Source organism: Caballeronia calidae, assembly GCF_900044055.2.
GTDB classification, from domain to species: Bacteria; Pseudomonadota; Gammaproteobacteria; order Burkholderiales; family Burkholderiaceae; genus Caballeronia; species Caballeronia calidae.
Map to the genome: position 1 here is coordinate 128,252 of NZ_FCOX02000014.1, position 23,598 is coordinate 151,849.

Genomic DNA, 23,598 nt, shown 5'->3' on the forward strand with positions numbered 1-23,598 from the left:
TCACGCGGCCAGACAGGCCGCCAAATATCAGTGCGCCATGGTCATTTCTCACTGGAACCAGTGTTCACGTGCTTTCATGATCAACGCCTTAGCGGCATCCTCTTCCATACCGGTCATTTCGACCACTTCATCGACTGCCAGCTCCGCGAGGTCGTCGCGGGTCTGAATCTGGTGCTCCGCGAGCTTCGCCAGAAGCTCGTTGTCCATGCCGTCGAGGCTCTTCAGATCGAGCGCGACGCCTTCCACTTTCTCTTCGTTGGCGATCGCCATCGTGAGCAACGCGTCGCGCGAGCGGTTGCGCAGCTCGTGCACGGTGTCTTCGTCGAAGGCTTCGATTTCGAGCATTTCGTTGAGCGGCACGTAGGCGATTTCTTCGAGGCTCGTGAAGCCTTCGTCGATCAGGATGTCGGCGACTTCCTCGTCCACATCCAGACGCGCCATGAACAGGTCGCGCAACTTGCCACGCTCTTCGTTCTGCTTCAACGCGGACTCGTCCGGCGTCATGATATTGATCTGCCAGCCGGTGAGCTCGCTCGCGAGCCTCACGTTCTGGCCGGCGCGGCCGATGGCGACGGCGAGCTCGTTTTCGTCCACGACGACGTCCATCGAATGCTTTTCTTCATCGACGACGATCGACTGCACGGCTGCCGGCGCGAGGGCGCCGATCACGAACTGCGCGGGGTCTTCCGACCATAGCACGATGTCGACGTTCTCGCCACCGAGCTCGTTGCGCACGGCCTGCACGCGCGAGCCGCGGATGCCGACGCAGGTGCCGATCGGGTCGATACGCTTGTCGTAGGCGATCACACCGATTTTCGCACGCACGCCGGGATCGCGCGCGGCCGCCTTGATTTCCAGCAGGCCTTGTTCGATTTCCGGCACTTCGAGCTCGAACAGTTTCATCAGGAATTCGGGCGCGGTGCGCGAAAGCTCGATTTGCGGGCCGCGCGCGGTGCGGTCGACCTTCGCGATGTACGCGCGCACGCGGTCGCCCACGCGCAGGTTTTCCTTCGGAATGAGCTGGTCGCGGCGCAGCAGCGCTTCGACGCGACCCGATTCGACGATGAAGTTGCCCTTGTCCAGGCGCTTCACCGAGCCGGTCATGATCTTTTCGCCGCGCTCGAGGAAGTCGTTCAGGATCTGCTCGCGCTCGGCGTCGCGCACCTTCTGCAGAATGACCTGCTTGGCGGCCTGCGCGCCGATGCGGCCGAATTCGATCGACGGAATCGGCTCCTCGATGAAGTCGTCCACCTGTGCGTCGGCCTTTTGCTCCTTCGCTTCGAACAGCAGGATTTCCTGATCCGGTTCTTGCAGGCCGGCCTCGTCCGGCACGACGCGCCAGCGGCGGAAGGTTTCATGCTCGCCGCTCTCACGGTCGATCGCGACGCGGATATCCACGTCTTCCTCGAAGAGCTTCTTCGTTGCGGAAGCAAGCGCAGCTTCCAGCGCTGCGTACACGACGTCCTTGTTGACGTTCTTTTCGCGTGCCAGCGCATCCGCCAGCATCAATACTTCGCGACTCATTGTTTACGGCTCCTAAAGTCAACCTTGGGGACGAGACGCGCCTTGTCGAGGTCCGCGAGCGTGAAATCCAGCACTGCGGCGCCGTCCTTCCCTTCAAATTCCAATCCGATCTTTTCGCCTTCGGGGGCGTGCACGATGCCACGGAACGACTTGCGCCCGTCCAACGGCTTTTTCAATGTGATGACGGCTTCGCTTCCCGCGAAACGCTCGAAATCGGCCAGCTTCTTGAGCGGGCGATCGAGCCCCGGCGACGATACTTCGAGCCGGTCGTAGTCGATATTCTCGACTTCGAGCAAGTATTGGAGCTGGCGCGTGACCTTCTCGCAGTCTTCGATGGCGATACCGGCCGGCTGGTCGATATATACACGCAGCATGCCGCCTCCCGAACGCTCGAGATCGACAAGCTCGTAGCCTAGGCCCGAGACCGTGGTTTCTATCAATTCCGTCAGTTGCACAGTAACTCCAAGGTGTTCGCGCGCTCCACGCCGAAACACCTGCGGGCGAGCGCCTTCATGCGGGCGCGCACCCCTGCTCCCGAGATGCCGAACCGAAAAGCCAAAAAAAAATGGGCGCAACGCCCATCTTTTTCGACCGAGGTCGCACCCGGGCAGCGAAGAAAAACTACGTGCCCAGCGACTCCATGATTTTAGCCATTTTTCAGGATAAACGCAAACGTAACGCGCCCTTTCGGGCCCGTTGCGGCTACTTTCACGTCGATTCGTATCGGTCGTGCTGAAAATTGCAGCGCACGCTTTTTCGTCGCCGGAAGCGGCCGGGGCATCGATGCCTTGCCCGATCGCGCTTCGCGGCGGCGATTGCGCACTTTTTTACGCTTCGCGCATCAGCGGCCGCGCGAGCGATTGCGCGGGCCCCGGCCGGCGCCTGCTTTACCCTGCCCCGCGCCCTGCTGCGCGCCACCCTGGCGATTGCCGCCGCGCTGCGGGTTGCCGCCGGCGGCGCGCTTGCCCGCGCCGCCCGCGCCCTGCGGTCCGCCTTGCGGGCGAGCACCGCGCGGAGCCGGCCGGCCGCCGGTCCCGCGATTGCCGTTCGGTTCGTTGCCGATACGGTTGCCGTTCGGCTCGCGGCCGCCGCGACGGCCCATGCCGCCCGCGTTGCCCGCACCGGTATTGCCGCCGAGGCCGCCCATACCGCCGAACCCGAACGCGCCGGGCATACCGCCCGCCTGGCCGCGTCGTCCGCCTCGTCCAGGCGTCTGCTGGGTCATGCGCGAATGCGAGCTCAGTACCGGCTCGCGCGTGATGAAGCCCATCGATGTCTGCATCGGATCGGGCTGCACGCGCGGCGCGGAACTGCGGCCGCCCTTCTCGGCCGTCGGCAGCTTCAGGCCGACCGACGCCATCAGACTGCGCACCTGATTGTCTTCGAGCTCTTCCCAGCGACCGCGCTTGAGGCCGCGCGGCAGCGCGATCGGACCGTGACGCGTGCGGATCAGGCGGCTGACCATGAGGCCCGCCGCCTCGAACATCCGGCGCACTTCGCGATTGCGGCCTTCGGCCAGCGCGACGTGATACCAGTGGTTCGTGCCTTCGCCGCCGCCGTCCTGGATGCGCAGGAAGTTCGCGGGACCGTCATCGAGTTCGACGCCCTTCAGAAGCTTCTGCTTCATCGCTTCCGACAACTGCCCGACGACACGCACCGCGTATTCACGCTCGACGCTGTAGCGCGGATGCATGAAGCGGTTCGCCAGATCGCCCGAGGTCGTGAGCAGCAGCAGCCCTTCGGTGTTGAAGTCGAGACGACCGACCGCGAGCCACTTGGCCGTTTTCATCGACGGCAGCTTGTCGAACACGGACGGACGGCCTTCCGGGTCCGCGTGGCTGACGATCTCGCCCGTCGGTTTGTGATAGAGCAGGATGCGCGGCGGCTTGCTCGCGAGCTTGCGCTTGACCGGCTTGCCGTTGATGCGCACCTGATCGGTCGGCATGATGCGCTGCCCGATGTGCGCGGGCTCGCCGTTCACCGACACGCGGCCGGCAATGATCAGCTCTTCCATGTCGCGGCGCGAGCCCATGCCCGCGTCGGCGAGCACTTTGTGCAGCTTCGGCGCGTCCTCGTCCGGCTCCAGCACGCGCTTTTGCTGCGGGGCGTTGCGGCCCCGGCGCAGCATCGGTGCGCGCACGCCGGCGGCGCCGTTGTCGGCGTCGAACGCGGGTGACGTGACGTAGGCGAAGACATCGTCGACGGCGGCAGCGGCCGCGCTCTCGACCGTCGCGGGACCCGCGTCGTTGCGTTTGCCGCGCTTTTGCTGCGGCGGATTCTTGCGCCGGCCGCCTTCGCGCGGCGCGGGCGCGGCGGCCTGAGCGGCCGCTTCATCCGTCGGTGCCTCGACGACGGCTTCGCCGGCTTCGGCGCGCGCGTTCTTGCGGCCTCGCGGACTCGCCCCTTCGCTCTTGCGCGGCTTGGCGCCCGGATCCTTGCGCGGCGTGCGCACCTGCGCGACGACCACGCCGTCCGGCGGCGTTTCGTTCACGGCGCCCGGCGCGCCCGGAGCGCCTTCGGCGCCCTTGGTCTTCGCGACAGCGCGTCGCCGTGCGATCAGGCTGCGCGGCCCGCGGCGCAGTCCGCGGCGCGGACGGTCGTCGCCCTCGCCGCCCTCATCGGCGCGGTCGGTGCGCGTGCTTTCGCCGGCGTCGGCCGACTCAGGTGCGTCCGCGGCGTGCACGGGGCGCGCGGATTCAGGCGAATCGCTGTCGTGGGAGTGTGTCAAAACAACCTCAAATGTCGAATCGCGCGCCCGTCGCAGGCGCGTCTAAAAATCCGCTGATCAGTCCGGCTCGTCGTCTCGAAGTGATCTTTATGGAGAGCCGGTTGCCCGATCAGGGGCCATGCAATTTGCGTCAGGCGCGTCGCGCCTTCGGTTCTTCGGAGTCGTCGTCCAGTTCGTCGTCGTTCGATGGACTCGCGTTTTCTTCCTCTTCACGCGGCATCGGCGCCGGCGCGGTGCTCAACGGCTGCGCGTGAATCCCGGCGGGCGATGCGACGCGCTCAGCCTGCGCATCCGCATGTTCCGTTCCGAGCTTTTCCTGCTGTTCTTCTGCCTGCTCTTGCTCCGCCGAAACGCCGGCCGCGCTCTCATCGCTGCCTGATGCTTCGGTTTGCGCCGATTCCGCCGCCTCAGTGGCGTTGACCGGTGCGGTGACATCGTGTTCCCCGTCGCCCGGCGCCTCCGATGTTTCCAGTGCCTGCGCGCCGGACGGCTGAGCGTTACCAGCCACGCTGTCGGGGAATTCGATCGAATGCTGCGCGAGCAGCGACGCCTCGAGTTGCGCCGACGGATTGTCAAGCGCAGGCAGCTCGTCGAGCGCGGTCAGGCCGAGGTCGTCGAGGAACTGCTTTGTCGTCGCATACAGCGCGGGGCGGCCCGGCACGTCGCGATGACCGATCACCTCGATCCAGCCACGGTCCTCCAGTTGCTTCACGACCTGCGTGTTCACCGTCACACCGCGAATCTCTTCGATGTCGCCCCGCGTAACCGGCTGCCGATAGGCAATGATCGCCAGCGTTTCGAGCACGGCCCGCGAATATCTGGGCGGTTTCTCCGGGTGCAGCCGATCGAGATAGGTCCGCATCGCCGGCTTGCTCTGGAAGCGCCAACCCGAGGCGAGCGCCACCAGTTCCACGCCGCGCCCCGACCAGTCGGCCTTGAGCGCTTCGAGCAATGTGCGAACGGTGTCCGCCGAGATGTCGTCGGCGAACAGCTTGCGCAATTCATTCAGCCTCAGCGGTTCCTGCGCGCAAATCAAAGCAGTCTCGAGGACGATCTTCGCCTCTTGGGTATTCATGCAGCTTCGGTCAACCCTGTATGGTCAATGATTCAATTCAAATCAGGCTTGCGCAGGACCGAACGCGACCAAAATGGTGCGAACGATAAAGCTGGACGCGGAGTTTCAAGACGCGCTCGCCCGATTGTAATCGGTCATATTGATTGGGAGCACGCACCGGGGAGAGGCGATATCGGGCGATCGGTGAGCGAATCGCCGGGCCATCCCAGCCGGACGAGGTGGCGCTTTCCTAGGCGAAAGCGCGTGACTGAGCGCCATATTACGCAAAAAGAACCGGGGCGTAAAGGTGATCGCTTCATCCTCGCCTGGACTCACTCGACGCCGGCCCTGCGCGGCCGGCGTCCGTCGGCACGGCTCAGGCGACGCCGCGCGCCGCCAGGAAACGCTGCAAACGCTCGACGCCCGCATCGAGGCGCGCCGGATCGCACGCGTAGCACCAGCGCACGAAACCCTCGCCTTCCGCGCCGAACGCGCTACCCGGCGCGAGACCGAGGCCGGCATCGCGCACGAGCGACTTGCACAGCTCCAGGCTGTTGTCCGCGCCCGGCAGCGAGAAGAACAGATACATCGCGCCATCGGGTGCGCGCACGTCGACGCCGTCGATCGTCTGCAAGGCCTTCACCAGATGATCGCGGCTCGCGCGCAGATCGGCGACGAGCGTCTGCGCGAAGCGCTCGCCCTCGTCCACCGCGACGACGCCCGCCTGCTGCACGAACGACGGCGCGCACGACGTGTTGTACTCGACGAGCTTGCCGAGATCGTCCATCAATTGCGCGGGCGCGACGAGCCAGCCGAGCCGCCAGCCGGTCATGAGCCACGCCTTCGAGAACGAATTCACCGCGATTACGCGCTCGTCGCGCGCGGCGAGATCGAGGAACGACGGCGCGACATGCGCGCCATCGCCGTAATAGAGGCGCTCGTAGACTTCGTCCGCGACGATCCAGATGCCGTGACGGCGGCAATGCTCGAGCACGGTGCGCTGCTGGTCGCGCGTCATCGTCCAGCCGGTCGGATTGTTCGGCGAGTTGATCATCAGCATGCGCGTGCCGGGCGTGAGCGCGGCGAGCAGGCGCTCGAGATCGAGCGTCCAGCCGCGCGGGCCGTAGCTCAGCGAAACCGTCTCGACGCTCGCGCCGAGAATCTTCGGAATCTCGACGAGGTTCGGCCAGAGCGGCGTCACGGCGACGACGCGATCGCCCGCGCCGACGACGAGCTGCGCCGCGAGCATCAGCGCGTTCACGCCGGCGCTCGTCACCGCGATGTGGCCGGGCGTCGTCGCGCCGTGCAACGCGCTCACGTAGCGGCCGAGCGACTCGCGCAGCGGCGCGATGCCGAGATTGTGCGTGTAGAACGTGGCGCCGTCGGCGAGCGCGCGGCTAGCGGCATCGCGAATGAACTGCGGCGTCACGCGGTCGGACTCGCCGAACCAGAACGGCAGCACGTCGGCGACGCCGAAGCCCGCGTTCGCCACCTCGCGGATCTGCGAGGGCCTCAACGCGCGTACGGCATCGCGCGCATTCGGAGCGCCGAATGCGTGCGCGCCCGCCAGTTGACTCAGTTCGCTGACCACCGCCCCTTCGGATTCACTCATCCCGCGCCCCGTCGTCTTGTCTTAAAAAAGGAAGTCTAACGCGTGCGCCGCCTGTCCGAGACGGCAAGCGAGGTCAGGCGAGGTCTTCCGCACGCTGCGGCAGCGACGCGATCAGCGACCAGACCGATTCCGCCGCCGGCGAGAGCGAGCGATCGCGCCGCCGCACGATTTCGACGGTGCGCTCGGCGCGCGGCTCGAGCGGCAGCGCGACGAGCGACGAATCCGCCGGCAACGGCAGCGCGAGCCACGGCAGCACGCTCACGCCCACGCCGGCCTCGACCAGTCCGAACACGGTCGCCGAGTGTCCGAGCTCCTGCACCACCTGCGCCTCGACGCCATGCTCCTGCATCACGGCATCGATGATCGGCCGGCTGCCGGACGCATGATCGAGCATCACGAGCCGCTCGCCCGCGAGCGCTTCCCAAGGCACGGCGGATTCACGCCCGAGCGCATGATCGCGTCGCGCGACGAGACAGAACGAGTCGGTCATCACGGACTCGCCATGCAGTTCATCCGACGAAAACGGGCCGATCACCACGCCGAAGTCGACTTCTCCTGACTTCACCTTGCGAACGACATCGGACTGCACGTCGTCGCGCAGGCTCAGGGTGATCAGCGGAAACTGCCGCATGCACGACGCGATCACACGCGGCATCAGCCTGCACGCGACGGTCGGGCTCGCCGCGACGGTCACGCGCCCTCTGCGCTGCTGCCCGAGATCGCGCACTTCGCGCAGCGCTTCGTCCAGATCCGCCAGGAGGCGGGACACGGTGCCGACGAGATTCACGCCTACATCGGTCAACTGGACTTCGCGCGTCGTCCGGTCGATCAGCTTGAGGCCGATTTCGCCTTCGAGCTCGCGCACGCAGCGGCTCACAGCCGATTGCGTGAGGCCGATTTCATCGCCCGCGCGGCTGAAGCTGCGTAACCTCGATACTTCGATGAAGACGCGCAGTTGCCGCAACGTCACGTTCAATGGCGCAGTCATTCAAAATGCTCATCAATATGCATGTTTCATGCGAAATTATAGCTGACCTCGTGAGCGAACGTACGTTTCGCTGCGGTGCAGCAATTTACTGAAACGCACGCCAGATGGGCCTATTGCACAGGATTGGTGATTGTCCCGATTTCTTAATCAGTCCGATTCGGGTCTCATACGGGCCATGCTGGCATCGCGTCAGCCTACTGCCATGCGGCTCTCCCGGATTTGATGACATGCATGGCACGGTTCTCGCATTTCATTGCGCACAGAGGTCGGAGCCATACGCGGTTACATCGAACATCGTCCGCCGCATCTGCTCCGGCCTGTCCCTGGTATTCGTTCTTCGGATTCCGACCAGAGTGCGCGGCGCGGGGCAGCGCACCGGGGTTAGCTTCGCTGAGGTGAGATATGGTGCTGTTCGACGACTTAAGAGATAACGAGTGGGCCTTGGTTGAGGCGTTGTTTTGTTCCGAGCCGGCGCGTAGCGAGCGGCGCGGTCGTCCGCGCGTCGAAGCGCGGGCCGTGGTCAACGCGGTTTTATGGGTGCTGTCGACGGGCGAAGGCTGGTCGAAGCTGCCGGGACGCTATCCGTCGCCGCCGACCTGCCGTCGCCGTTTCGACGAATGGCAGGCGGATGGCACGCTGGCCGAGATCGTGAAGCGCCTGTCCGGCAACGGACGCGAAGTGTCGTTGCGCGGACGCATCGGTTCCAGCGCCGCGAAGCCGCCTGCGCCGCCGAGCCGCGATCGTCTGCGCGGCGCCTTCTGGACAAACCCGGAATCGTGGCGCGCGCCGGCCAAAATGGCCTGAGCCGGTTCGCATCGACGGGAAGCCGGCTCGACGGCTTCCCGTAAGACATTTCACCTCTCGCGCAGGCTGCGGCTTGCGCGGACCTCCATCCCTTCCAGACTCGCCGTGCCTGCTGACCTATAGCCGATCATCGGCTGCGTTCGTTGCGCCTGCGAAACAACTCTTTACCATTCCTTACAGCGCTTTGACGGATCGAAGCTTAGCGTGGTGAATGATCGAACAAGCCTCTTGGAGGCTTCGAGGATTTCATCATGAAGGCATCGACTCTGCTCGTCCATGGCGCCTTCGTCGCGCTGACGAGCACCGCGGCGATGAGCCCGGCCCAGCCTCCGCCTCCGTCATCCGATTTCCATGTGAGTACGAAGGCGTCGATGGCTGCATCGCAGAATGCCGGGAGCAATCACGAGGCGACGCCGCCGGCGCCGCGCGGCGACTTGCGCGGCGATATCGCAAGCAACGTGCGCGGTGTACGTCCGGATTCGGAGCGGGAGGCGCGCCCGCAGCATCATTGATGTTCTCTCGCGCCATATCGTATTAGCGCGGAACCACTCCGGCGCGCGTCAGTCACAGACTATGCCATGAGCACAGCGTGGCAACAGTGAGATCCGGTCTGCCCGTATCCTTCGTGATACGGGCATTTTTTTGACTGCGGGAAATCTGTCGGACGCTTTCATCGACGACAGCGCCCCCTCGACCCGTTCGTCGACCGTCGACCGCGTCTGGGCGTGCCCGGCGGTCCTAGACTCGCGCCTCCAGAACCGCTTCCTGACCACCGAACGTATAACGCTCAGCGCGGCGCAAATCCCAGTCGCTGGAGCGCTCGTCGCGCGAAAGCCGCGTGAATTCATCCTTGCCCCGGTCGGTCACCACGGCGATATCGACCGGTGCGTGGAAACCGGGCGCGGGCGCCACGGTGCGCTGTCGGGCGAGTTCGAGCAATCCGAGCGCGCGCAGGAGATCGAAAACGTTGGGGCGTTTGGCCCAGGGAACCTGACGGTACTGCGCTCGGCGAAGTGCTTCGAGTACAACTTCGTTGGAATACGTGGTCATCTCGTTCTTTCTTCCTGTGCAGCCATGACGACGCTCGTGACAGTCGCAAGACGGTCCGCGACGTCGACTAAACGCGACGCGCCGAATTTCGTCTGCGAAGCGAATCGCGTGAATCGCAGTCGAATGTTTGGCCGCCGCTTGCGTTAGGTGCTGCTTTCTATTACAAGCCCCCGTTGAGAGCGCGCTGATCACGCGCTTTACTGCAACTCCGCCGATGCGTTCCCATGCACGCGATGGCAGAACGAATTGTCCTAAAACCAATACGTTACCCCAATCAAATTGGTTCTAATCACTTTATTGCTGCTTTTTTTTGCATTATTCGCGCTATGGCGACGCCGCCGCACGCAGATTGCGATTGTCATGGCGGCGCTCGCATGGGCCGTCGGCGCGGGCTGGTTTGCGAATCCACTGCTCGATCTTGCCCAGCGCGGCTATGGCCATACCGAGACACCAGCGTTCACGCCCAGGACGACGATCGTGCTGATGGGCGGCGGTACCGCCCGCACCGGCTCGGGACTCGTGCCGAAATCCGATGCGGCGCCGCGCATCCCCGCCGCGGCGGCGCTCTATAGGCAGTGCCGCGCAACCGGCGCATCGTGCACGGTGATTCTGAGCGGCGGCGATCCGCAGCACCACGGGCAGGCCGAAGCCGACAACTACGCGCCATACGTGCTCGCGCAAGGCGTCGCGCCGGGCGATCTCGTGCGCGAGAACAAGAGCCTCAACACGTATCAGAACGCGCGCAACGTAGCCGGCATTCTGGGCCCCGCACATGACAATCGTTTGATCATTGTCACATCGGCGTATCACATGCGGCGTTCGCTGCGCGCCTTCGAAGCCTTCGGCTATGCGCCGGTGCCTTACGTATCGGACGTGCGCCACATTCGCCCGACGATCTTTCCGCGCATCCGGGGCTTCGTGAACAGCGAACTCGCGCTGCACGAACTCGTGGGACTCGCGCGCTTCGACGTTTATCGCTGGCTGGGTCTTTACTGATCCGAGAGTCGCGCGGCCATGAGACGATGCTAAGCACTCTGAAATAATTAGCCAGTGACATTTGGTCATACGGTCGCACGTCCGACACACCACCGTCCGATTCCGGGCTTATGATTCAAACTGGCTGGCCGTCAAACGCACGAGGTTTGCGCCTGACGGCCCGCGAAGCGGCGGGAGCGATTTTTGCTAACGCTCACGGGTAGTTTCACCGGATCGGACAGGCGATTCCCGGGTCCAAATACTACTAGGAGGTAACAATGAAGAAAGTGTCCCTGGCTGTTCTGTTGTCCCTCAGCGCGATCGCATCGGGCGCCTACGCGCAGAGCGACCAAGGCGTGACGATGAGCACCGATCCCGCGAAGATCGCTGACATCGAATCGCGCGCGCAGAACCTGCAGACGCAGCAGGCCAATATGCAGAGCGCGCCCGCACAGCCTTCGCACAAATCGTCGCATCACAAGAAATCGCACAGCAAGCCGATGTCCGGCTCGAGCCAGTAAGGCCGGCCTTCTAAGACAAGTGCTGTAAGGCACGGGGCCATCACGCCGCCTTTGGTCGACGTATCGACCAAAGGCGGTGCGGACGCTTTTGATCGTTGAATCGCCCGCCGAGCTACACGCGTCTCGCGCGATGCGAGACCCAGTCGCCGCTCTCGATGCGCGGCAAACCGTCGACGGCCGCCGCCGCGACAGGATAAATCAGACAATCGATCCGATCCCTCCTTCCCTCGACATCCACCTCGACGTGCAGGCGATGCGAGCGGAATAACCCTTCCACACCCGGATAAACCTCCTCGATTTCATCGAGAACCGGCACGAGCGCGTCGTCGATCTGATAGACGTCGCCGCGGATCGGCGCGCCCTCGTCGTCGATCACGAGGCCCGGATACTTGCCGAAATCGAACAGACGCCCCTGGACATGCGCCGCGCCGACCCATACCGGCGTCGCCATGGCATGATGCGCAGCCGCGCGGTTGATATCGTTGACCTCGCCCGCGCGCAGCGTGCCGTAGACAAAAACGTATTGCATCGAAGAAAGCGCTCCTGTTGTCATCAAGGTGATGGACGGCATTATGCGCTGCGCAAAAATCGCGGTGTGCCGGCACACGGTTTCCGCTACCATCGGCGCGTGGCTGCCGGTGCGGACCGCACACCGAGGCACATCAACCCGAGCGAGCATGGCTACGTTTGTCGAATCGAGATCGCCGAATGAGGAAGTCGAGCATCTCGACATTCCCGTCGAGCATTCGCCGACGCTCGATCATCCGATTCGCGTGCGCTCGCGCCCGGTTCCCTACGGCGTGCGCATCGCGTTGCACACTCATCCGTGGGCGCAGGTCGCCTACACGTCGCGCGGCGTGCTGCGCGTCGCCACCGCCGATTCGACCTGGATGGTGCCGCCCTCGCGGGCGATCTGGGTGCCGCCCAATGTCACGCATGAAGTCGTGATTGTCGAGGACGCCTACCTGCGCACGCTGTATGTGGATGCGAGCGTCGTGCCGGCCGGTCTGGACGCGTGCCGGGTCGTCGAGGTGTCGCCGCTGCTGCGGGAAGTCATCGCCGCGCTCGACGAAGAATCGATCTCCCGCCAACGCGAACGGCTGCTCGGCACGCTCGCGCTCGATGAAATCATCCGCTCGCAACCTCTGCCGCTCTCCGTGCCGATGCCCAACGAGAAGCGCCTGCGTGCCCTGTGCAACGCCGTGCTCGCCGATCCATCGCATTCGGATCTGGAACGCTGGTCGTCGGAAGCAGGCGCGAGCACGCGCACCATCGCGCGGCTCTTCAGACGCGAGCTCGGCGTGAGCTTCTCGCAATGGCGTCAGCAGGCCGTGCTCGCGCGGGCGATTCCCCTGCTGAGCCAGGGCCGGCCGCTCGCGCAAGTCGCGCGCGAACTCGGATATCAAAGCCAGAGCGCCTTTTCCGCGATGTTCCGCCGCGCGTTCGGCGAAAGTCCGCGCGCCTTCTTCGCGCGCGATGGCGGCGACAACCGCGATTCGCGCGATGCCGACAGCGTATAGGGCGTATTGCCGCTAGACCCGCCGAACCATGTGGCGGATGGCGCCGAGCTGCGCGAGCCGCGGGCCGGCCGGCCGGTAGCCGAGGCGCACGTAGAGGCGTGCCGCGGGATTATCGACGAACACGCGCAACTGGCATTCGGCAAGCCCGCGCGCCCTCGCCCATCGATGCGCGGTGTTGAGCAGGAACGTGCCCGCGCCGCGCCCGCGATAACCCTGCGCGATCTGAACATCGCGGATATGCAGCGAGTTGTCTTCCTCGGTGACGCGCATCACGCCGATCGGCATGCCGTCCGCCTGAAGGATGAAGTTTTCGGACTCGCGCCAACTGGAGAGAAAAAGATCGCCGCGCCAGACGAGGTTGTGACGCCGGTAATAGCCGACCATGTTGTCGTGCGTGAGCGCTTCGGCGAAGGCGAAGTCCGCCATGGTCGCCTGGCGCAGTTGGTAGAGCGAGAGATCTTCGGTCGGGTCGAGCATCGCACGGGTGCTGGGCACGAGAACAAGTGCCTAAACACTATGACAGTGCGCGCGGGCTGGCAATGGCCAATACTACGAGCGGCGAGAAATAGAACGTGTACGAAAGGGAATCGCACGGGATCGGCGGGAAAGATACAGGCAAAAAAAATCCAGCCCGGAGGCTGGATTTTTTCACACAACGATTTGGCGGAGCGGACGGGACTCGAACCCGCGACCCCCGGCGTGACAGGCCGGTATTCTAACCAACTGAACTACCGCTCCACTTCTTTTCATCGATTCGCGGTGTCACCCGCAAACCTTGCAGCGCTTTCTACTAGCAGCCGCCGATGTTCTGGCGTCCCCTAGGGGATTCGAACCCCTGTACTCACCGTGAAAGGGTGATGTCCTAGGCCTCTAGACGAAGGGGACTTCAACTTCTACACGACCTGCGGCGAAAAAAAACCGGCTCTCATTAGCCGGAGTGTTCGTACTCGCAAGCGTTGGCGGAGCGGACGGGGCTCGAACCCGCGACCCCCGGCGTGACAGGCCGGTATTCTAACCAACTGAACTACCGCTCCACTTCTTTTCATCGATTCGCGGTGTCACCCACAAACCTTGCAGCGCTTTTTACTAGCAGCCGCCGATGTTCTGGCGTCCCCTAGGGGATTCGAACCCCTGTACTCACCGTGAAAGGGTGATGTCCTAGGCCTCTAGACGAAGGGGACAGAAACTTGTGATTCTGTCTTTACTACCGCCTCGCTCATCAGCTCATTTACTTGACGCCGATCAGCGAAGACCAAAATTCTATACAACTTTGTGCAACTTGTGAAGTATTTTTTGCGACTTCCGATAGTTCGGAGAACAAGCTTCGCACTACTCCAACTGTTCTTTGGTGGAGGTAAGCGGGATCGAACCGCTGACCTCTTGCATGCCATGCAAGCGCTCTCCCAGCTGAGCTATACCCCCTTGCAGAACAGAAACGAGATTGTATAGGGCGTTTTTGAAGTTGTAAATACCATCTGACGACTGAAGCGAAATTTTTTTGCCTCGCTTCGCACGATCACGCGCAAAGGATGACGCGCCGCCGTGCTGCCCGTCACCCTTCCCTATGCGCTCAGCCCGCCGCCTTCTCCAGGCGACGCAGCACCGCATCGCGGCCGAAGAGCTTCAGCACCGCGTCGATCGACGGCGTATGCGTCGTGCCCGCGACCAGCAGGCGCACCGGCATCGCGAGCTGCGGCATCTTGAGCTTGTGCGCCGCGAGCGTGGCCTTGAGGGTCGCCGCGATCGCTTCCTTGGTCCAGTCGACATTCGCGAGCGCCGCCCGCAAGTCCGCGATGGCCGGACGCACGGCATCGGTGACGTGCTGCGCGAACGCTTCCGGGTCGATCACGGGCTCGCGATAGAACATCGCGGCGTTATCGGCGATTTCCTTCATCGTCGATGCGCGATCCTTCAGAAGCCCGATGACCTGATCGAGCGGCGCGCCGCCGTCGACGGCCGCGGCATCGACGCCCGCCTGCAGCAGGAACGGCTTCGTCAGTTCCGCGAGCCGGCCGTTGTCCGCTTCCTTGATGTAATGCGCGTTCAGCCAGTTGAGCTTGTCGTGGTCGTACTGCGCGGGCGACTTGCCGAGATGCTCGAGATCGAACCATTCGACGAACTGCTCGCGCGAGAAGATCTCCGCATCGCCGTGCGACCAGCCGAGACGCGCGAGATAGTTGACGACGGCTTCGGGCAGGTAGCCGTTGTCGCGATAGCCCGTCACGCTCATCGCGCCGTGACGCTTGCTCATCTTCTCGCCCTGCTCGTTCAGCACGGTCGGCAGATGCGCGTACACCGGCACTTCGCCGCCCAGCGCGCGCAGGATGTTGATCTGACGCGGCGTGTTGTTCACGTGGTCGTCGCCGCGAATGACGTGCGTGATCTTCATGTCGAGATCGTCGACGACCACGCAGAAGTTATAGGTCGGCGTGCCGTCCGGACGCGCGATCACGAGATCGTCGAGTTCCTCGTTCGAGATTTCGATGTGGCCTTTCACGGCATCGTCCCACGCGACCGCGCCCGAGAGCGGATTGCGAAAGCGCACGACCGGCTTCACGCCTTCGGGAATCGGCGGCAGCACCTTGCCGGGCTCGGGGCGCCATGTGCCGTCGTAGCGCGGCTTTTCGCCGGCGGCGCGCTGACGCTCGCGGAGCGCGTCGAGCTCTTCCGTGGACATGTAGCAGTTGTACGCGAGGTCCTTCTCCATCATCTGCGCGACGACCTCGCGATAGCGTTCCATCCGCTGCATCTGATAGAACGGGCCTTCGTCGAAGTCGAGGCCGAGCCACGCCATGCCTTCGAGAATCGCGTCGACCGATGCATCGGTGGAGCGCTCGAGATCGGTGTCCTCGATGCGCAACACGAAGGTGCCCTTCATCTTGCGCGCGAACGCCCACGGATAGAGCGCGGAGCGGATGTTGCCGAGATGGATGAAGCCGGTCGGGCTCGGTGCGAAGCGTGTACGGACTTGGGTGGTCATTGCATTTACTCGATGAATGGCGGCGCGCGATTTCGCGCTCGAAGACCGCTCAAAATGAGACGAAATTATACTCGCCGGCCGCTTTGTGCCGTTCCGCGAACCTTTTGTTTTATGATGTGCGCGCTTTTTACGTCTCTCCCGACATGCCCGCACGGACGGGCCGCGCGGGGCCCGCAGCATCGCCGGAGCACACCTTGAATTCATCGTCACCTCGTCTTTCGCGCCGCGCGTTTTCGCTCGCGGCCGCATCGTCCATTCTTGCCGCCTGCACCAGCACGAGCGGCGGCGTGTCGGGCGAGACCGCCTCCACGTCCGCCGGCTCGCCGCTGAAGACGGAATCGCAACGCCCGATTCGCATCGGCCTCGCGCTCGGCGGCGGCGCGGCGCGCGGCTTCGCGCACATCGGCGTGATCAAGGCGCTGGAGGCGCGCAACGTGCGCGTCGATCTCGTCGCGGGCACGAGCGCGGGCTCGGTGATCGCGGCGCTGTACGCGTCGGGCATGAACGGCATCGCGATCAACAAGCTCGCGCTGACGATGGACGAAGCATCCATCAGCGACTGGGCGATGCCCTTTCGCACGCGCGGCATCCTGCAAGGCGTCGCGCTGCAGAACTACCTGAACAAGACGCTCGACAATCGTCCGATCGAGAAAATGGCGAAGCCGCTCGGCATCGTCGCCACGGATCTCAGGAGCGGCCAGCCGATCCTCTTCCAGCGCGGCAACACCGGCGTGGCGGTGCGCGCGTCGTGCAGCGTGCCGTCGATCTTCGAGCCCGTGAAAATCGGCGATCGCGAGTATGTCGACGGCGGGCTCGTGAGTCCGGTGCCCGCGGCATTCGCGCACAAGATGGGCGCCGACTTCGTGATCGCGGTCGATATCTCGGCGCGGCCGGAAAGCGGCCTCACGTCGAGTTCGTTCGATGTGCTGATGCAGACCTTCACGATCATGGGCCAGACGATCAAGGCCTACGAGCTCGACAAATACGCGAACGCGGTGATCCGCCCGAATCTCGCCGCGATGAGCAGCAGCGATTTCAGCCAGCGCAACGCGTCGATCCTCGCCGGCGAGGAAGCGGTCGCGAAGATGTGGCCCACGCTGCAGCGTCAACTGGCGGAACGCGGCGTGCGGGTCTGAGTTTTTTGTGCTTTGAATGCGACGAGGCCACGCAGTATTGCGTGGCCTCGTTCTTTTGCGCGATCGGGTTATCCAACGCAAAAATTTTGTTGGCAATCCGAAGCATGATCACGCGCGCGGCGTCAACCTGTCTGAAATAAGACGCTGCGGACGGCTCGAAACCGGCGGACGAAAGCAAAAACGGCGGCTCGCGATGAGCCGCCGTCTACGAAAAATGCAGGCAGGACCGGATCAGTAATCCGCGTCCTCGATCCACGCCGCCTGGATCGCCTCGAGAATCTTCTCGTTGGATTTTTGCGGATCGTCGTCGAAGCCGTCGAGTTCCGTCACCCAGCGATGCAGGTCAGTGAAACGCACATATTGGGGATCGATATCCTGATGCGCGTCGGTGAGTGCCATCGCGATGTCCTGAGTATCCGTCCACTTCATGGGCGAGCCTCCTGTCAGTGATTTTCTTTGGCGTGATTGATGGAGTACCGGGGGATCTCGACCACCAGATCCTCGTCGGCAGGCACCATTGCCTGACATGATAACCGCGATGTCGGTTCGAGACCCCACGCTTTATCGAGCAGATCGTCCTCGTCCTCCTCGGACGGTTCGAGCGAGTTGAAGCCCTCCCGGATGATGACGTGGCAGGTCGTGCACGCACACGATTTCTCGCAGGCGTGCTCGATCTCGATGCCGTGGTCCAGCAGATTGTCGCAGATGCTCTTGCCGGTGTCGGCGTCGATCACCGCGCCGTCCGGGCAGAGTTCCACGTGAGGCAGCACAACGATTTGAGGCATGAGACTGGTCTTCCGTAAATGCTTGATTGTTCGATGAATCAGACGTCGTCGAGCTTGCGGCCCGCGAGCGCGCGGCGAATGCTCTTGTTCATGCGGCGCGCGGCGAATTCGTCGGTGCCCACGGCGAGCGCCTTGGTGGCGTCTTCGATCTTCTCGACCGAATCGCCGTTCGCGAGCGCCGCCACTTCCGCCACGAGCGCCTGGATCTGCGCGCGCTCTTCGTCGTCGAGCAGTTCGCCGTCGGCTTCGAGCGCGGCATGCGTCGCTTCAATGAGGCGTTCGGCCTCGACCTGCGCCTCGCGCAATGCACGCGCCCGCATGTCGACGTCCGCGGTCTTGAAGCTCTCTTCGAGCATGCGCGCGACTTCGTCGTCGGCGAGACCGTACGACGGCTTCACCACCACCGACGCCTCCACGCCCGACGTCTGCTCGCGTGCGAACACGGAAAGCAGCCCGTCTGCATCGACCTGATAGGTCACACGAATGCGCGCCGCGCCCGCGGCCATCGGCGGAATGCCGCGCAACTCGAAGCGCGCGAGCGAACGGCAGTCCGACACGAGTTCGCGCTCGCCCTGGACGACGTGGATCGCCATCGCGGTCTGGCCGTCCTTGAAGGTCGTGAAATCCTGCGCGCGCGCGGTGGGGATCGTCGAGTTGCGCGGGATGATCTTTTCCGTGAGGCCGCCCATCGTCTCGACGCCGAGCGACAGCGGAATCACATCGAGCAGCAGCCAGTCGTCGCCTTCGCCGCGACGGTTGCCGGCGAGCAGATCGGCCTGGATCGCGGCGCCGAGCGCGACGACCTGATCCGGATCGAGATTGACGAGCGGCGGCTGGCCGAAGAACGCCTCCACCGCGCGGCGGATCACCGGCATGCGCGTCGCGCCGCCGACCAGCACGACGCCCTTGATGTCCTTCGGCGCCACTTTCGCATCGCGCAGCGCCTTTTTCGTCGGCGTGAGCGTGCGCGCGACGAGCGCTTGCGTCAGCTCGGCGAACTGCGCTTCGGTCACGGCGACATCGATTTCGACGCCCGTCGACAACGTCGCCTGAACGCGCGTCTCAGGCGCGGACGACAGCGCTTCCTTCGCCGTGCGCACGCGGTCGAGCATCAGGCGCACGTCTTCCGGCGTATCGAGCGCGACGCCCGCCTGCGCCAGCACGTGGCGATACAGCGCGTGATCGAAATCGTCGCCGCCGAGCGCGGAATCGCCGCCCGCCGCGAGCACTTCGAAGACGCCTTTCGTGAGCTTGAGAATGGACAGGTCGAAGGTGCCGCCGCCCAGGTCATAAACGGCGAACAAGCCTTCGGCGCCGTTATCGAGTCCGTAGGCGATCGCGGCCGCGGTCGGCTCGTTCAGAAGCCGCAGCACGTTCAGGCCGGCGAGCTTCGCCGCGTCCTTGGTCGCCTGACGCTGGGCTTCGTCGAAATACGCGGGCACCGTGATCACCGCGCCGACGAGGTCCTCGCCGAGCGTGTCTTCCGCGCGATAGCGCAGCGTCGCGAGAATTTCAGCCGACACTTCGACCGGGCTCTTCACGCCGTCGATGGTGCGGATCTGCACCATGCCCGGCGCGTCGATGAAGTCGTATGGCGCGTTCTCCGCACCCTCCACTTCACTCTTGCCGCGGCCCATGAAGCGCTTGACCGAGACGATCGTGTTGCGCGGATCGGTGACGGCCTCTTCCTTCGCGGTGCGGCCGATGCGCCGTCCACCCTTCTCGAGATAGCGAACAACGGACGGCAGCAGCACGTGGCCGTCCTCGTCGGGCAGCGCTTCGGGCACGCTGCTGCGCACGGCCGCGACGAGCGAGTTCGTCGTGCCGAGATCGATGCCGACCGCCACGCGTCTTTGATGCGGCGCCGGCGCCATGCCGGGTTCTGAGATTTGCAGTAAAGCCATCGTTGATCTTGTGGGGTTGTGTGCGGCGAGCTCGTCTTTATGCGTGCTCTAGCCGTTCGATTTGCGCGCCGATCTCATGCGCCACGCGCTCGATGAACATCAACTGGCGCACCGCCTCGCTCGCGGCCTGATCCGAGCGGCTGTCGAGCAGCGCCTCCAGCTTCGTGAAGCGCACGCGCTCTTCGTCGCGCAGATCGTCGAGCAAGGCTTCCAGCGCGCCGATATTCTTCGCGTCCGCGGCATCCTCGATATTTTCGCGCCATTCCATCTGCTGCATCAGAAAAGCCGGTTCCATCGCGGTGTTGTTTTCCGCGCCGACGTCGATGCCGCGCTGCGACAGCATGTAGCGCGCACGCTTCAGCGGATCGCGCAGCGTCTGATACGCCTCGTTGGCGTGCGTCGCCCATTGCATCGCGAGACGGCGCTGCGCGTCGCCGGCGGCGGCGAAGCGGTCGGGATGCACTTGCGCCTGCACGGTGCGATAGGCGTCGTCGAGCTTCTGCTGATCGACGGCGAAGGTCTGCGGCAGATCGAAGAGAGCGAAGTGACTGTCGGTAAGCGAGGCCATGACGATGATGTGGTTTCAGGTTGCGCGAATGAAAAAGGCGGCACGCGCCGCCTCTTTTGCCGATGCTGCCGGCGTCACGCGTCTCAGACGCGGAACGATTCGCCGCAGCCGCACTCGTCCTTCGCGTTCGGGTTATTGAACTTGAAGCCTTCGTTCAGGCCCTCGCGCGCGAAGTCCAGTTCGGTGCCGTCGAGATACGGAAGACTTTTCGGATCGATCACGATCTTCACGCCCGCCGACTCGAACACGGTGTCTTCCGGCGCGAGCTCGTCGACATATTCGAGCTTGTACGCGAGGCCCGAACAGCCCGTCGTGCGCACACCCAGACGCAGGCCGACGCCCTTGCCGCGCCGCGTCAGATACTTCTGCACATGCTGTGCCGCCTTATCCGTCAACGTGATTGCCATAGTCTTCGCTTCTCGTTTCAAGGCGCCACGCACACGCATGGCGCCCGCTTTCGTCACTTACGCCGCGTGCTGCTTCGCGTCCGCTGCCTGCGCTTCCGGCGCCGCGACGCCGTGGCGCTGCTTGTAATCCGCGACCGCCGCCTTGATGGCGTCTTCCGCGAGAATCGAGCAGTGGATCTTCACCGGCGGCAGCGCCAGTTCCTCGGCGATCTGCGTGTTCTTGATCGTGAGCGCCTGATCCAGCGTCTTGCCCTTCACCCATTCGGTGACGAGCGAGCTCGAGGCGATCGCCGAGCCGCAGCCATAGGTCTTGAACTTCGCGTCCTCGATCACGCCATCCGCGCCGACGCGGATCTGCAGCTTCATCACGTCGCCGCAAGCCGGCGCGCCGACCATGCCGGTGCCGACGGTGTCGTCGTCCTTCGAGAAGGAGCCGACGTTGCGCGGGTTTTCGTAGTGGTCCAGAACCTTGTCGCTATAAGCCATGATTCAAACTCTCCTAATATTCGGTGTCGCGTGTCGCTCAGTGGTCGCTTAGTGCGCGGCCCACTGGATGGTCGAGATGTCGATGCCGTCCTTGTGCATTTCCCAGAGCGGCGACAGATCGCGCAGCTTCGCGATCTTGTTCTTCAGCAGGTTGATCACGTAGTCGACATCCTGCTCGGTGGTGAAGCGGCCGACCGTGAAGCGGATCGAGCTGTGCGCGAGTTCATCGTTGCGGCCGAGCGCGCGCAGCACGTAAGAAGGTTCCAGCGACGCCGACGTGCACGCCGATCCCGACGACACCGCGACATCCTTCACCGCCATGATCAGCGACTCGCCTTCGACGAAGTTGAAGCTGATATTGAGGTTGTGCGGCACGCGGCGTTCCATGTCGCCGTTGACGTACACCTCTTCGATGTCCTGCAAGCCCTTCAGCAGACGGTCGCGCAGCATGCGGATGCGCTCGTTCTCGGTCGCCATTTCCTCACGCGCGATACGGAACGCCTCGCCCATGCCGACGATCTGATGCGTCGCGAGCGTGCCCGAGCGCATGCCGCGTTCGTGACCGCCGCCGTGCATCTGCGCTTCGATGCGCACGCGCGGCTTGCGTCGCACATACAGCGCGCCGATGCCCTTCGGGCCATACGTCTTGTGCGCCGAGAACGACATCAGGTCGACCTTCAGCTTTTGCAGGTCGATTTCGACCTTGCCGGTGGCCTGCGCCGCGTCGACGTGGAAAATGATGCCCTTCTCGCGCGTGATCTCGCCGATCGCCTCGATGTCCTGGATCACGCCGATTTCATTGTTCACGCTCATCACGGAGACGAGGATCGTGTCCGGGCGGATCGCCGCCTTGAACTTCTCGAGATCGATGAGGCCGTCGTCCTTCACGTCGAGATACGTGACTTCGTAGCCTTCGCGCTCCAGCTCACGCGTGGTGTCGAGCACGGCCTTGTGCTCGGTCTTCACGGTGATGATGTGCTTGCCCTTGCTCTTGTAGAAGTGCGCCGCGCCCTTGATGGCGAGGTTGTCCGATTCCGTCGCACCCGAGGTCCAGATGATCTCGCGCGGATCGCAATTCACCAGCGCCGCGACGTTCTCGCGCGCTTCCTCGACCGCACGCTCCGCATCCCAGCCGTACTGATGGCTGCGCGAGGCCGGATTGCCGAACTGCTCGCGAAGATACGGAATCATCTTGTCCACCACGCGCGGATCGACCGGCGTCGTCGCGCTGTAGTCCATGTAAATGGGCAGGTGGGGAATATCGTTGTTCATCAGTCGCTCCGGGAAAATCGGTCAAAGCTCTTGGCTGGGACGCTTCTTGTCTCGCTCGCGCGGCCCTTGCCGGCGCGGCGTTCAGTCATCCGGCCAGGTTGAAAATGGAATTCGGACCCTTGGGCACGACGCGCGCGGCCTCGACGCCGGCCGATTCGGCACGCCGGTCCCGCAGCACCGCCGACGAGCCTTCGCGTGCGCGCTGCTGGTCGACCAGATCCTTCAACGAGACGGAATCGAGATACTCGACCATCTTCTGGTTGAGCGTCGCCCAGAGCTCGTGGGTCATGCAATGGCCGTCGTGCTGCTTGGTGCCTTCGCACGTGCCCTTGCCGCCGCACTGCGTGGCGTCGATCGGCTCGTCGACCGCGATGATGATGTCCGCCACCGTGACGTTCTCGGCCCGGCGCGCGAGGTTGTAGCCGCCGCCCGGACCACGGACCGATTCGACGATCTCGTGCCGCCGCAGCTTGCCGAAGAGCTGTTCGAGGTAGGAAAGCGAGATGCGCTGGCGCTGACTGATGCCTGCCAGCGTCACCGGGCCCTGCTCCTGGCGCAACGCCAGGTCGATCATCGCCGTGACGGCGAAACGGCCTTTCGTGGTGAGTCTCATAATTGGGGGCTAACGCTAATACTCGAGGATTTCCGTCAAGTATAAATAGCCCACAGTTTTAGTCAAGTATCCGAGGCGCGATAAGTAGCTTTTTAATTGATTTTCCTTGCGTGGGGGCAATCAACAGGTGATAGCGGCCTTCAGGCCGTCAGTTGGGCGCGCAGGGCTTTCAGCAAGCCTTCGCAGGCGTCCTCGCACTGATCGAGCACTCTCTCGAAGCCTTCTTCGCCGCCGAAATAGGGGTCGACCACGACGCGGCTATCGTCGCGAGTGGCGAATTCCATTAGCAAACGAATCTTGTCGCGGTGCTCGGGCGGGCAGACTGCGTTCAACGCGGTGGCGTTGGCGTCGTCCATCACGATGAACAGGTCGAAGCGCGCGAAATCGTCAGCGGCAACTTGGCGGCCGCGCAGGCTCGACAGATCGTAGCCGCGCTTTTTCGCGGCTTTCTGGGCGCGCTCGTCGGGCGCTTCGCCGATATGCCAGTCGCCCGTGCCGGCCGAATCGATGACGATCCGCTCGCCGAGTTTCGCGCGCTCGACGAGGTCGCGCATCACCGCTTCCGCGCTGGGCGAGCGGCAGATATTGCCGAGACAGACGAAGCAGACCGCGATCGAGTTCATCGAGCAAAGGAAAATTCGTTATGCGCGGCGGCTCGACCAAGCCGCCGG

At 63.9% G+C, this 23,598-nt stretch carries 25 protein-coding genes and 5 tRNA genes; 6 read left to right on the forward strand and 24 right to left on the reverse strand.

Annotated features, from left to right (window positions below; all coding sequences use genetic code 11):
* Positions 1-48: 48 nt before the first annotated feature.
* The 6 genes from nusA to AWB78_RS15520 form a co-directional block, all read right to left on the reverse strand.
* The gene (gene nusA / locus AWB78_RS15495; RefSeq protein WP_062605668.1) at positions 49-1,524 is read right to left on the reverse strand and encodes a transcription termination factor NusA; all 1,476 of its coding nucleotides are present in this window, start codon (positions 1,522-1,524) and stop codon (positions 49-51) included.
* Complete coding sequence (gene rimP / locus AWB78_RS15500) at positions 1,521-1,979, reverse strand: ribosome maturation factor RimP (RefSeq protein ID WP_062605670.1); 459 nt, start codon at positions 1,977-1,979, stop codon at positions 1,521-1,523. The genes nusA and rimP overlap by 4 nt, the downstream gene beginning before the upstream one ends.
* Positions 1,980-2,365: 386 nt before the next feature.
* Positions 2,366-4,252, reverse strand: coding sequence for a 23S rRNA pseudouridine(2605) synthase RluB (rluB, locus tag AWB78_RS15505; protein ID WP_062605672.1), 1,887 nt, complete (start codon positions 4,250-4,252; stop codon positions 2,366-2,368).
* A gap of 130 nt (positions 4,253-4,382) precedes the next feature.
* Positions 4,383-5,327, reverse strand: a complete 945-nt coding sequence (gene scpB, locus AWB78_RS15510; RefSeq protein WP_062605675.1) for an SMC-Scp complex subunit ScpB — start codon at positions 5,325-5,327, stop codon at positions 4,383-4,385.
* A gap of 355 nt (positions 5,328-5,682) precedes the next feature.
* Positions 5,683-6,918, reverse strand: coding sequence for a pyridoxal phosphate-dependent aminotransferase (locus AWB78_RS15515; RefSeq protein WP_062605677.1), 1,236 nt, complete (start codon positions 6,916-6,918; stop codon positions 5,683-5,685).
* 73 nt (positions 6,919-6,991) lie between these two features.
* Positions 6,992-7,894: a LysR family transcriptional regulator gene (locus AWB78_RS15520; protein ID WP_062605750.1), complete on the reverse strand. Its 903-nt coding sequence runs from the start codon at positions 7,892-7,894 to the stop codon at positions 6,992-6,994.
* Positions 7,895-8,308: 414 nt separating this feature from the next.
* Between AWB78_RS15520 and AWB78_RS15525 the strand changes: the two genes are divergently transcribed.
* Complete coding sequence (locus AWB78_RS15525) at positions 8,309-8,710, forward strand: transposase (protein WP_061138582.1); 402 nt, start codon at positions 8,309-8,311, stop codon at positions 8,708-8,710.
* A 251-nt stretch (positions 8,711-8,961) separates the two neighbouring features.
* On the forward strand, positions 8,962-9,222 hold the full coding sequence (locus tag AWB78_RS15530; protein WP_062605680.1) for a hypothetical protein: 261 nt from the start codon (positions 8,962-8,964) through the stop codon (positions 9,220-9,222).
* Positions 9,223-9,448: 226 nt separating this feature from the next.
* On the opposite strand, the gene AWB78_RS15535 is transcribed toward AWB78_RS15530, so the two are convergent.
* On the reverse strand, positions 9,449-9,760 hold the full coding sequence (locus AWB78_RS15535; RefSeq protein ID WP_062605682.1) for a hypothetical protein: 312 nt from the start codon (positions 9,758-9,760) through the stop codon (positions 9,449-9,451).
* A gap of 360 nt (positions 9,761-10,120) precedes the next feature.
* On the opposite strand from AWB78_RS15535, the gene AWB78_RS15540 reads away from it, so the two are divergent.
* Both AWB78_RS15540 and AWB78_RS15545 read left to right on the forward strand, forming a co-directional pair.
* A complete protein-coding gene (locus AWB78_RS15540; RefSeq protein ID WP_062605684.1) occupies positions 10,121-10,756 on the forward strand; it encodes a YdcF family protein in 636 nt (211 codons plus the stop codon).
* A gap of 257 nt (positions 10,757-11,013) precedes the next feature.
* Entirely contained in the window at positions 11,014-11,256 is a 243-nt protein-coding gene (locus tag AWB78_RS15545) for a hypothetical protein (RefSeq protein WP_062605687.1), read from the forward strand.
* Between the two features lie 112 nt (positions 11,257-11,368).
* On the opposite strand, the gene AWB78_RS15550 is transcribed toward AWB78_RS15545, so the two are convergent.
* On the reverse strand, positions 11,369-11,785 hold the full coding sequence (locus AWB78_RS15550; RefSeq protein WP_062605689.1) for a gamma-glutamylcyclotransferase family protein: 417 nt from the start codon (positions 11,783-11,785) through the stop codon (positions 11,369-11,371).
* A 148-nt stretch (positions 11,786-11,933) separates the two neighbouring features.
* Between AWB78_RS15550 and AWB78_RS15555 the strand changes: the two genes are divergently transcribed.
* A complete protein-coding gene (locus tag AWB78_RS15555; RefSeq protein ID WP_062605691.1) occupies positions 11,934-12,776 on the forward strand; it encodes an AraC family transcriptional regulator in 843 nt (280 codons plus the stop codon).
* A 12-nt stretch (positions 12,777-12,788) separates the two neighbouring features.
* Here the strand turns inward: AWB78_RS15555 and AWB78_RS15560 are convergent, their stop codons facing one another.
* From AWB78_RS15560 to gltX, 7 genes are all read right to left on the reverse strand, one after another.
* On the reverse strand, positions 12,789-13,271 hold the full coding sequence (locus tag AWB78_RS15560; RefSeq protein ID WP_232477710.1) for a GNAT family N-acetyltransferase: 483 nt from the start codon (positions 13,269-13,271) through the stop codon (positions 12,789-12,791).
* Between the two features lie 166 nt (positions 13,272-13,437).
* Positions 13,438-13,514 (reverse strand) — tRNA-Asp (locus tag AWB78_RS15565).
* 71 nt (positions 13,515-13,585) lie between these two features.
* A tRNA-Glu gene (locus AWB78_RS15570) sits at positions 13,586-13,661 on the reverse strand.
* Between the two features lie 72 nt (positions 13,662-13,733).
* Positions 13,734-13,810, reverse strand: a tRNA-Asp gene (locus tag AWB78_RS15575).
* Between the two features lie 71 nt (positions 13,811-13,881).
* Positions 13,882-13,957 (reverse strand) — tRNA-Glu (locus AWB78_RS15580).
* A 165-nt stretch (positions 13,958-14,122) separates the two neighbouring features.
* Positions 14,123-14,198, reverse strand: a tRNA-Ala gene (locus AWB78_RS15585).
* A gap of 148 nt (positions 14,199-14,346) precedes the next feature.
* Positions 14,347-15,756, reverse strand: a complete 1,410-nt coding sequence (gene gltX / locus AWB78_RS15590) for a glutamate--tRNA ligase (RefSeq protein WP_062605695.1) — start codon at positions 15,754-15,756, stop codon at positions 14,347-14,349.
* A gap of 194 nt (positions 15,757-15,950) precedes the next feature.
* Here gltX and AWB78_RS15595 point away from each other — a divergent pair, with 194 nt between their 5' ends.
* Positions 15,951-16,892, forward strand: coding sequence for a patatin-like phospholipase family protein (locus tag AWB78_RS15595; RefSeq protein ID WP_096031792.1), 942 nt, complete (start codon positions 15,951-15,953; stop codon positions 16,890-16,892).
* Positions 16,893-17,123: 231 nt separating this feature from the next.
* Here AWB78_RS15595 and iscX read toward each other — a convergent pair whose 3' ends face one another.
* From iscX to AWB78_RS15640, 9 genes are all read right to left on the reverse strand, one after another.
* Positions 17,124-17,321, reverse strand: a complete 198-nt coding sequence (iscX, locus tag AWB78_RS15600) for a Fe-S cluster assembly protein IscX (RefSeq protein ID WP_061169811.1) — start codon at positions 17,319-17,321, stop codon at positions 17,124-17,126.
* A gap of 14 nt (positions 17,322-17,335) precedes the next feature.
* Positions 17,336-17,677, reverse strand: a complete 342-nt coding sequence (gene fdx, locus AWB78_RS15605; RefSeq protein WP_062605696.1) for an ISC system 2Fe-2S type ferredoxin — start codon at positions 17,675-17,677, stop codon at positions 17,336-17,338.
* A gap of 38 nt (positions 17,678-17,715) precedes the next feature.
* Positions 17,716-19,581, reverse strand: coding sequence for a Fe-S protein assembly chaperone HscA (hscA, locus tag AWB78_RS15610; protein WP_062605698.1), 1,866 nt, complete (start codon positions 19,579-19,581; stop codon positions 17,716-17,718).
* A 37-nt stretch (positions 19,582-19,618) separates the two neighbouring features.
* A complete protein-coding gene (gene hscB / locus AWB78_RS15615) occupies positions 19,619-20,149 on the reverse strand; it encodes a Fe-S protein assembly co-chaperone HscB (RefSeq protein ID WP_062605700.1) in 531 nt (176 codons plus the stop codon).
* A gap of 83 nt (positions 20,150-20,232) precedes the next feature.
* The gene (iscA, locus tag AWB78_RS15620) at positions 20,233-20,556 is read right to left on the reverse strand and encodes an iron-sulfur cluster assembly protein IscA (protein ID WP_049653932.1); all 324 of its coding nucleotides are present in this window, start codon (positions 20,554-20,556) and stop codon (positions 20,233-20,235) included.
* 57 nt (positions 20,557-20,613) lie between these two features.
* Positions 20,614-21,042 carry a Fe-S cluster assembly scaffold IscU gene (iscU, locus tag AWB78_RS15625; protein WP_062605702.1) on the reverse strand — a complete coding sequence of 143 codons (429 nt, stop codon included), beginning with the start codon at positions 21,040-21,042 and terminating at the stop codon, positions 20,614-20,616.
* 48 nt (positions 21,043-21,090) lie between these two features.
* Positions 21,091-22,314 carry an IscS subfamily cysteine desulfurase gene (locus AWB78_RS15630; protein WP_062605704.1) on the reverse strand — a complete coding sequence of 408 codons (1,224 nt, stop codon included), beginning with the start codon at positions 22,312-22,314 and terminating at the stop codon, positions 21,091-21,093.
* A gap of 85 nt (positions 22,315-22,399) precedes the next feature.
* Complete coding sequence (iscR, locus tag AWB78_RS15635; protein ID WP_008349204.1) at positions 22,400-22,927, reverse strand: Fe-S cluster assembly transcriptional regulator IscR; 528 nt, start codon at positions 22,925-22,927, stop codon at positions 22,400-22,402.
* A 140-nt stretch (positions 22,928-23,067) separates the two neighbouring features.
* Complete coding sequence (locus AWB78_RS15640) at positions 23,068-23,550, reverse strand: low molecular weight protein-tyrosine-phosphatase (RefSeq protein WP_062605706.1); 483 nt, start codon at positions 23,548-23,550, stop codon at positions 23,068-23,070.
* Positions 23,551-23,598: the final 48 nt, after the last annotated feature.

Coding starts and splice junctions, on each gene's coding strand:
- nusA (WP_062605668.1), bottom strand. CDS start 1,524: ATGAGTCGCGAAGTATTGATGCTGGCGGATGCGCTGGCACGCGAAAAG.
- scpB (WP_062605675.1), bottom strand. CDS start 5,327: ATGAATACCCAAGAGGCGAAGATCGTCCTCGAGACTGCTTTGATTTGC.
- AWB78_RS15515 (WP_062605677.1), bottom strand. CDS start 6,918: ATGAGTGAATCCGAAGGGGCGGTGGTCAGCGAACTGAGTCAACTGGCG.
- AWB78_RS15525 (WP_061138582.1), top strand. CDS start 8,309: ATGGTGCTGTTCGACGACTTAAGAGATAACGAGTGGGCCTTGGTTGAG.
- AWB78_RS15530 (WP_062605680.1), top strand. CDS start 8,962: ATGAAGGCATCGACTCTGCTCGTCCATGGCGCCTTCGTCGCGCTGACG.
- AWB78_RS15535 (WP_062605682.1), bottom strand. CDS start 9,760: ATGACCACGTATTCCAACGAAGTTGTACTCGAAGCACTTCGCCGAGCG.
- AWB78_RS15540 (WP_062605684.1), top strand. CDS start 10,121: ATGGCGGCGCTCGCATGGGCCGTCGGCGCGGGCTGGTTTGCGAATCCA.
- AWB78_RS15545 (WP_062605687.1), top strand. CDS start 11,014: ATGAAGAAAGTGTCCCTGGCTGTTCTGTTGTCCCTCAGCGCGATCGCA.
- AWB78_RS15550 (WP_062605689.1), bottom strand. CDS start 11,785: ATGCAATACGTTTTTGTCTACGGCACGCTGCGCGCGGGCGAGGTCAAC.
- AWB78_RS15555 (WP_062605691.1), top strand. CDS start 11,934: ATGGCTACGTTTGTCGAATCGAGATCGCCGAATGAGGAAGTCGAGCAT.
- gltX (WP_062605695.1), bottom strand. CDS start 15,756: ATGACCACCCAAGTCCGTACACGCTTCGCACCGAGCCCGACCGGCTTC.
- iscX (WP_061169811.1), bottom strand. CDS start 17,321: ATGAAGTGGACGGATACTCAGGACATCGCGATGGCACTCACCGACGCG.
- fdx (WP_062605696.1), bottom strand. CDS start 17,677: ATGCCTCAAATCGTTGTGCTGCCTCACGTGGAACTCTGCCCGGACGGC.
- hscA (WP_062605698.1), bottom strand. CDS start 19,581: ATGGCTTTACTGCAAATCTCAGAACCCGGCATGGCGCCGGCGCCGCAT.
- hscB (WP_062605700.1), bottom strand. CDS start 20,149: ATGGCCTCGCTTACCGACAGTCACTTCGCTCTCTTCGATCTGCCGCAG.
- iscA (WP_049653932.1), bottom strand. CDS start 20,556: ATGGCAATCACGTTGACGGATAAGGCGGCACAGCATGTGCAGAAGTAT.
- iscU (WP_062605702.1), bottom strand. CDS start 21,042: ATGGCTTATAGCGACAAGGTTCTGGACCACTACGAAAACCCGCGCAAC.
- AWB78_RS15630 (WP_062605704.1), bottom strand. CDS start 22,314: ATGAACAACGATATTCCCCACCTGCCCATTTACATGGACTACAGCGCG.
- iscR (WP_008349204.1), bottom strand. CDS start 22,927: ATGAGACTCACCACGAAAGGCCGTTTCGCCGTCACGGCGATGATCGAC.
- AWB78_RS15640 (WP_062605706.1), bottom strand. CDS start 23,550: ATGAACTCGATCGCGGTCTGCTTCGTCTGTCTCGGCAATATCTGCCGC.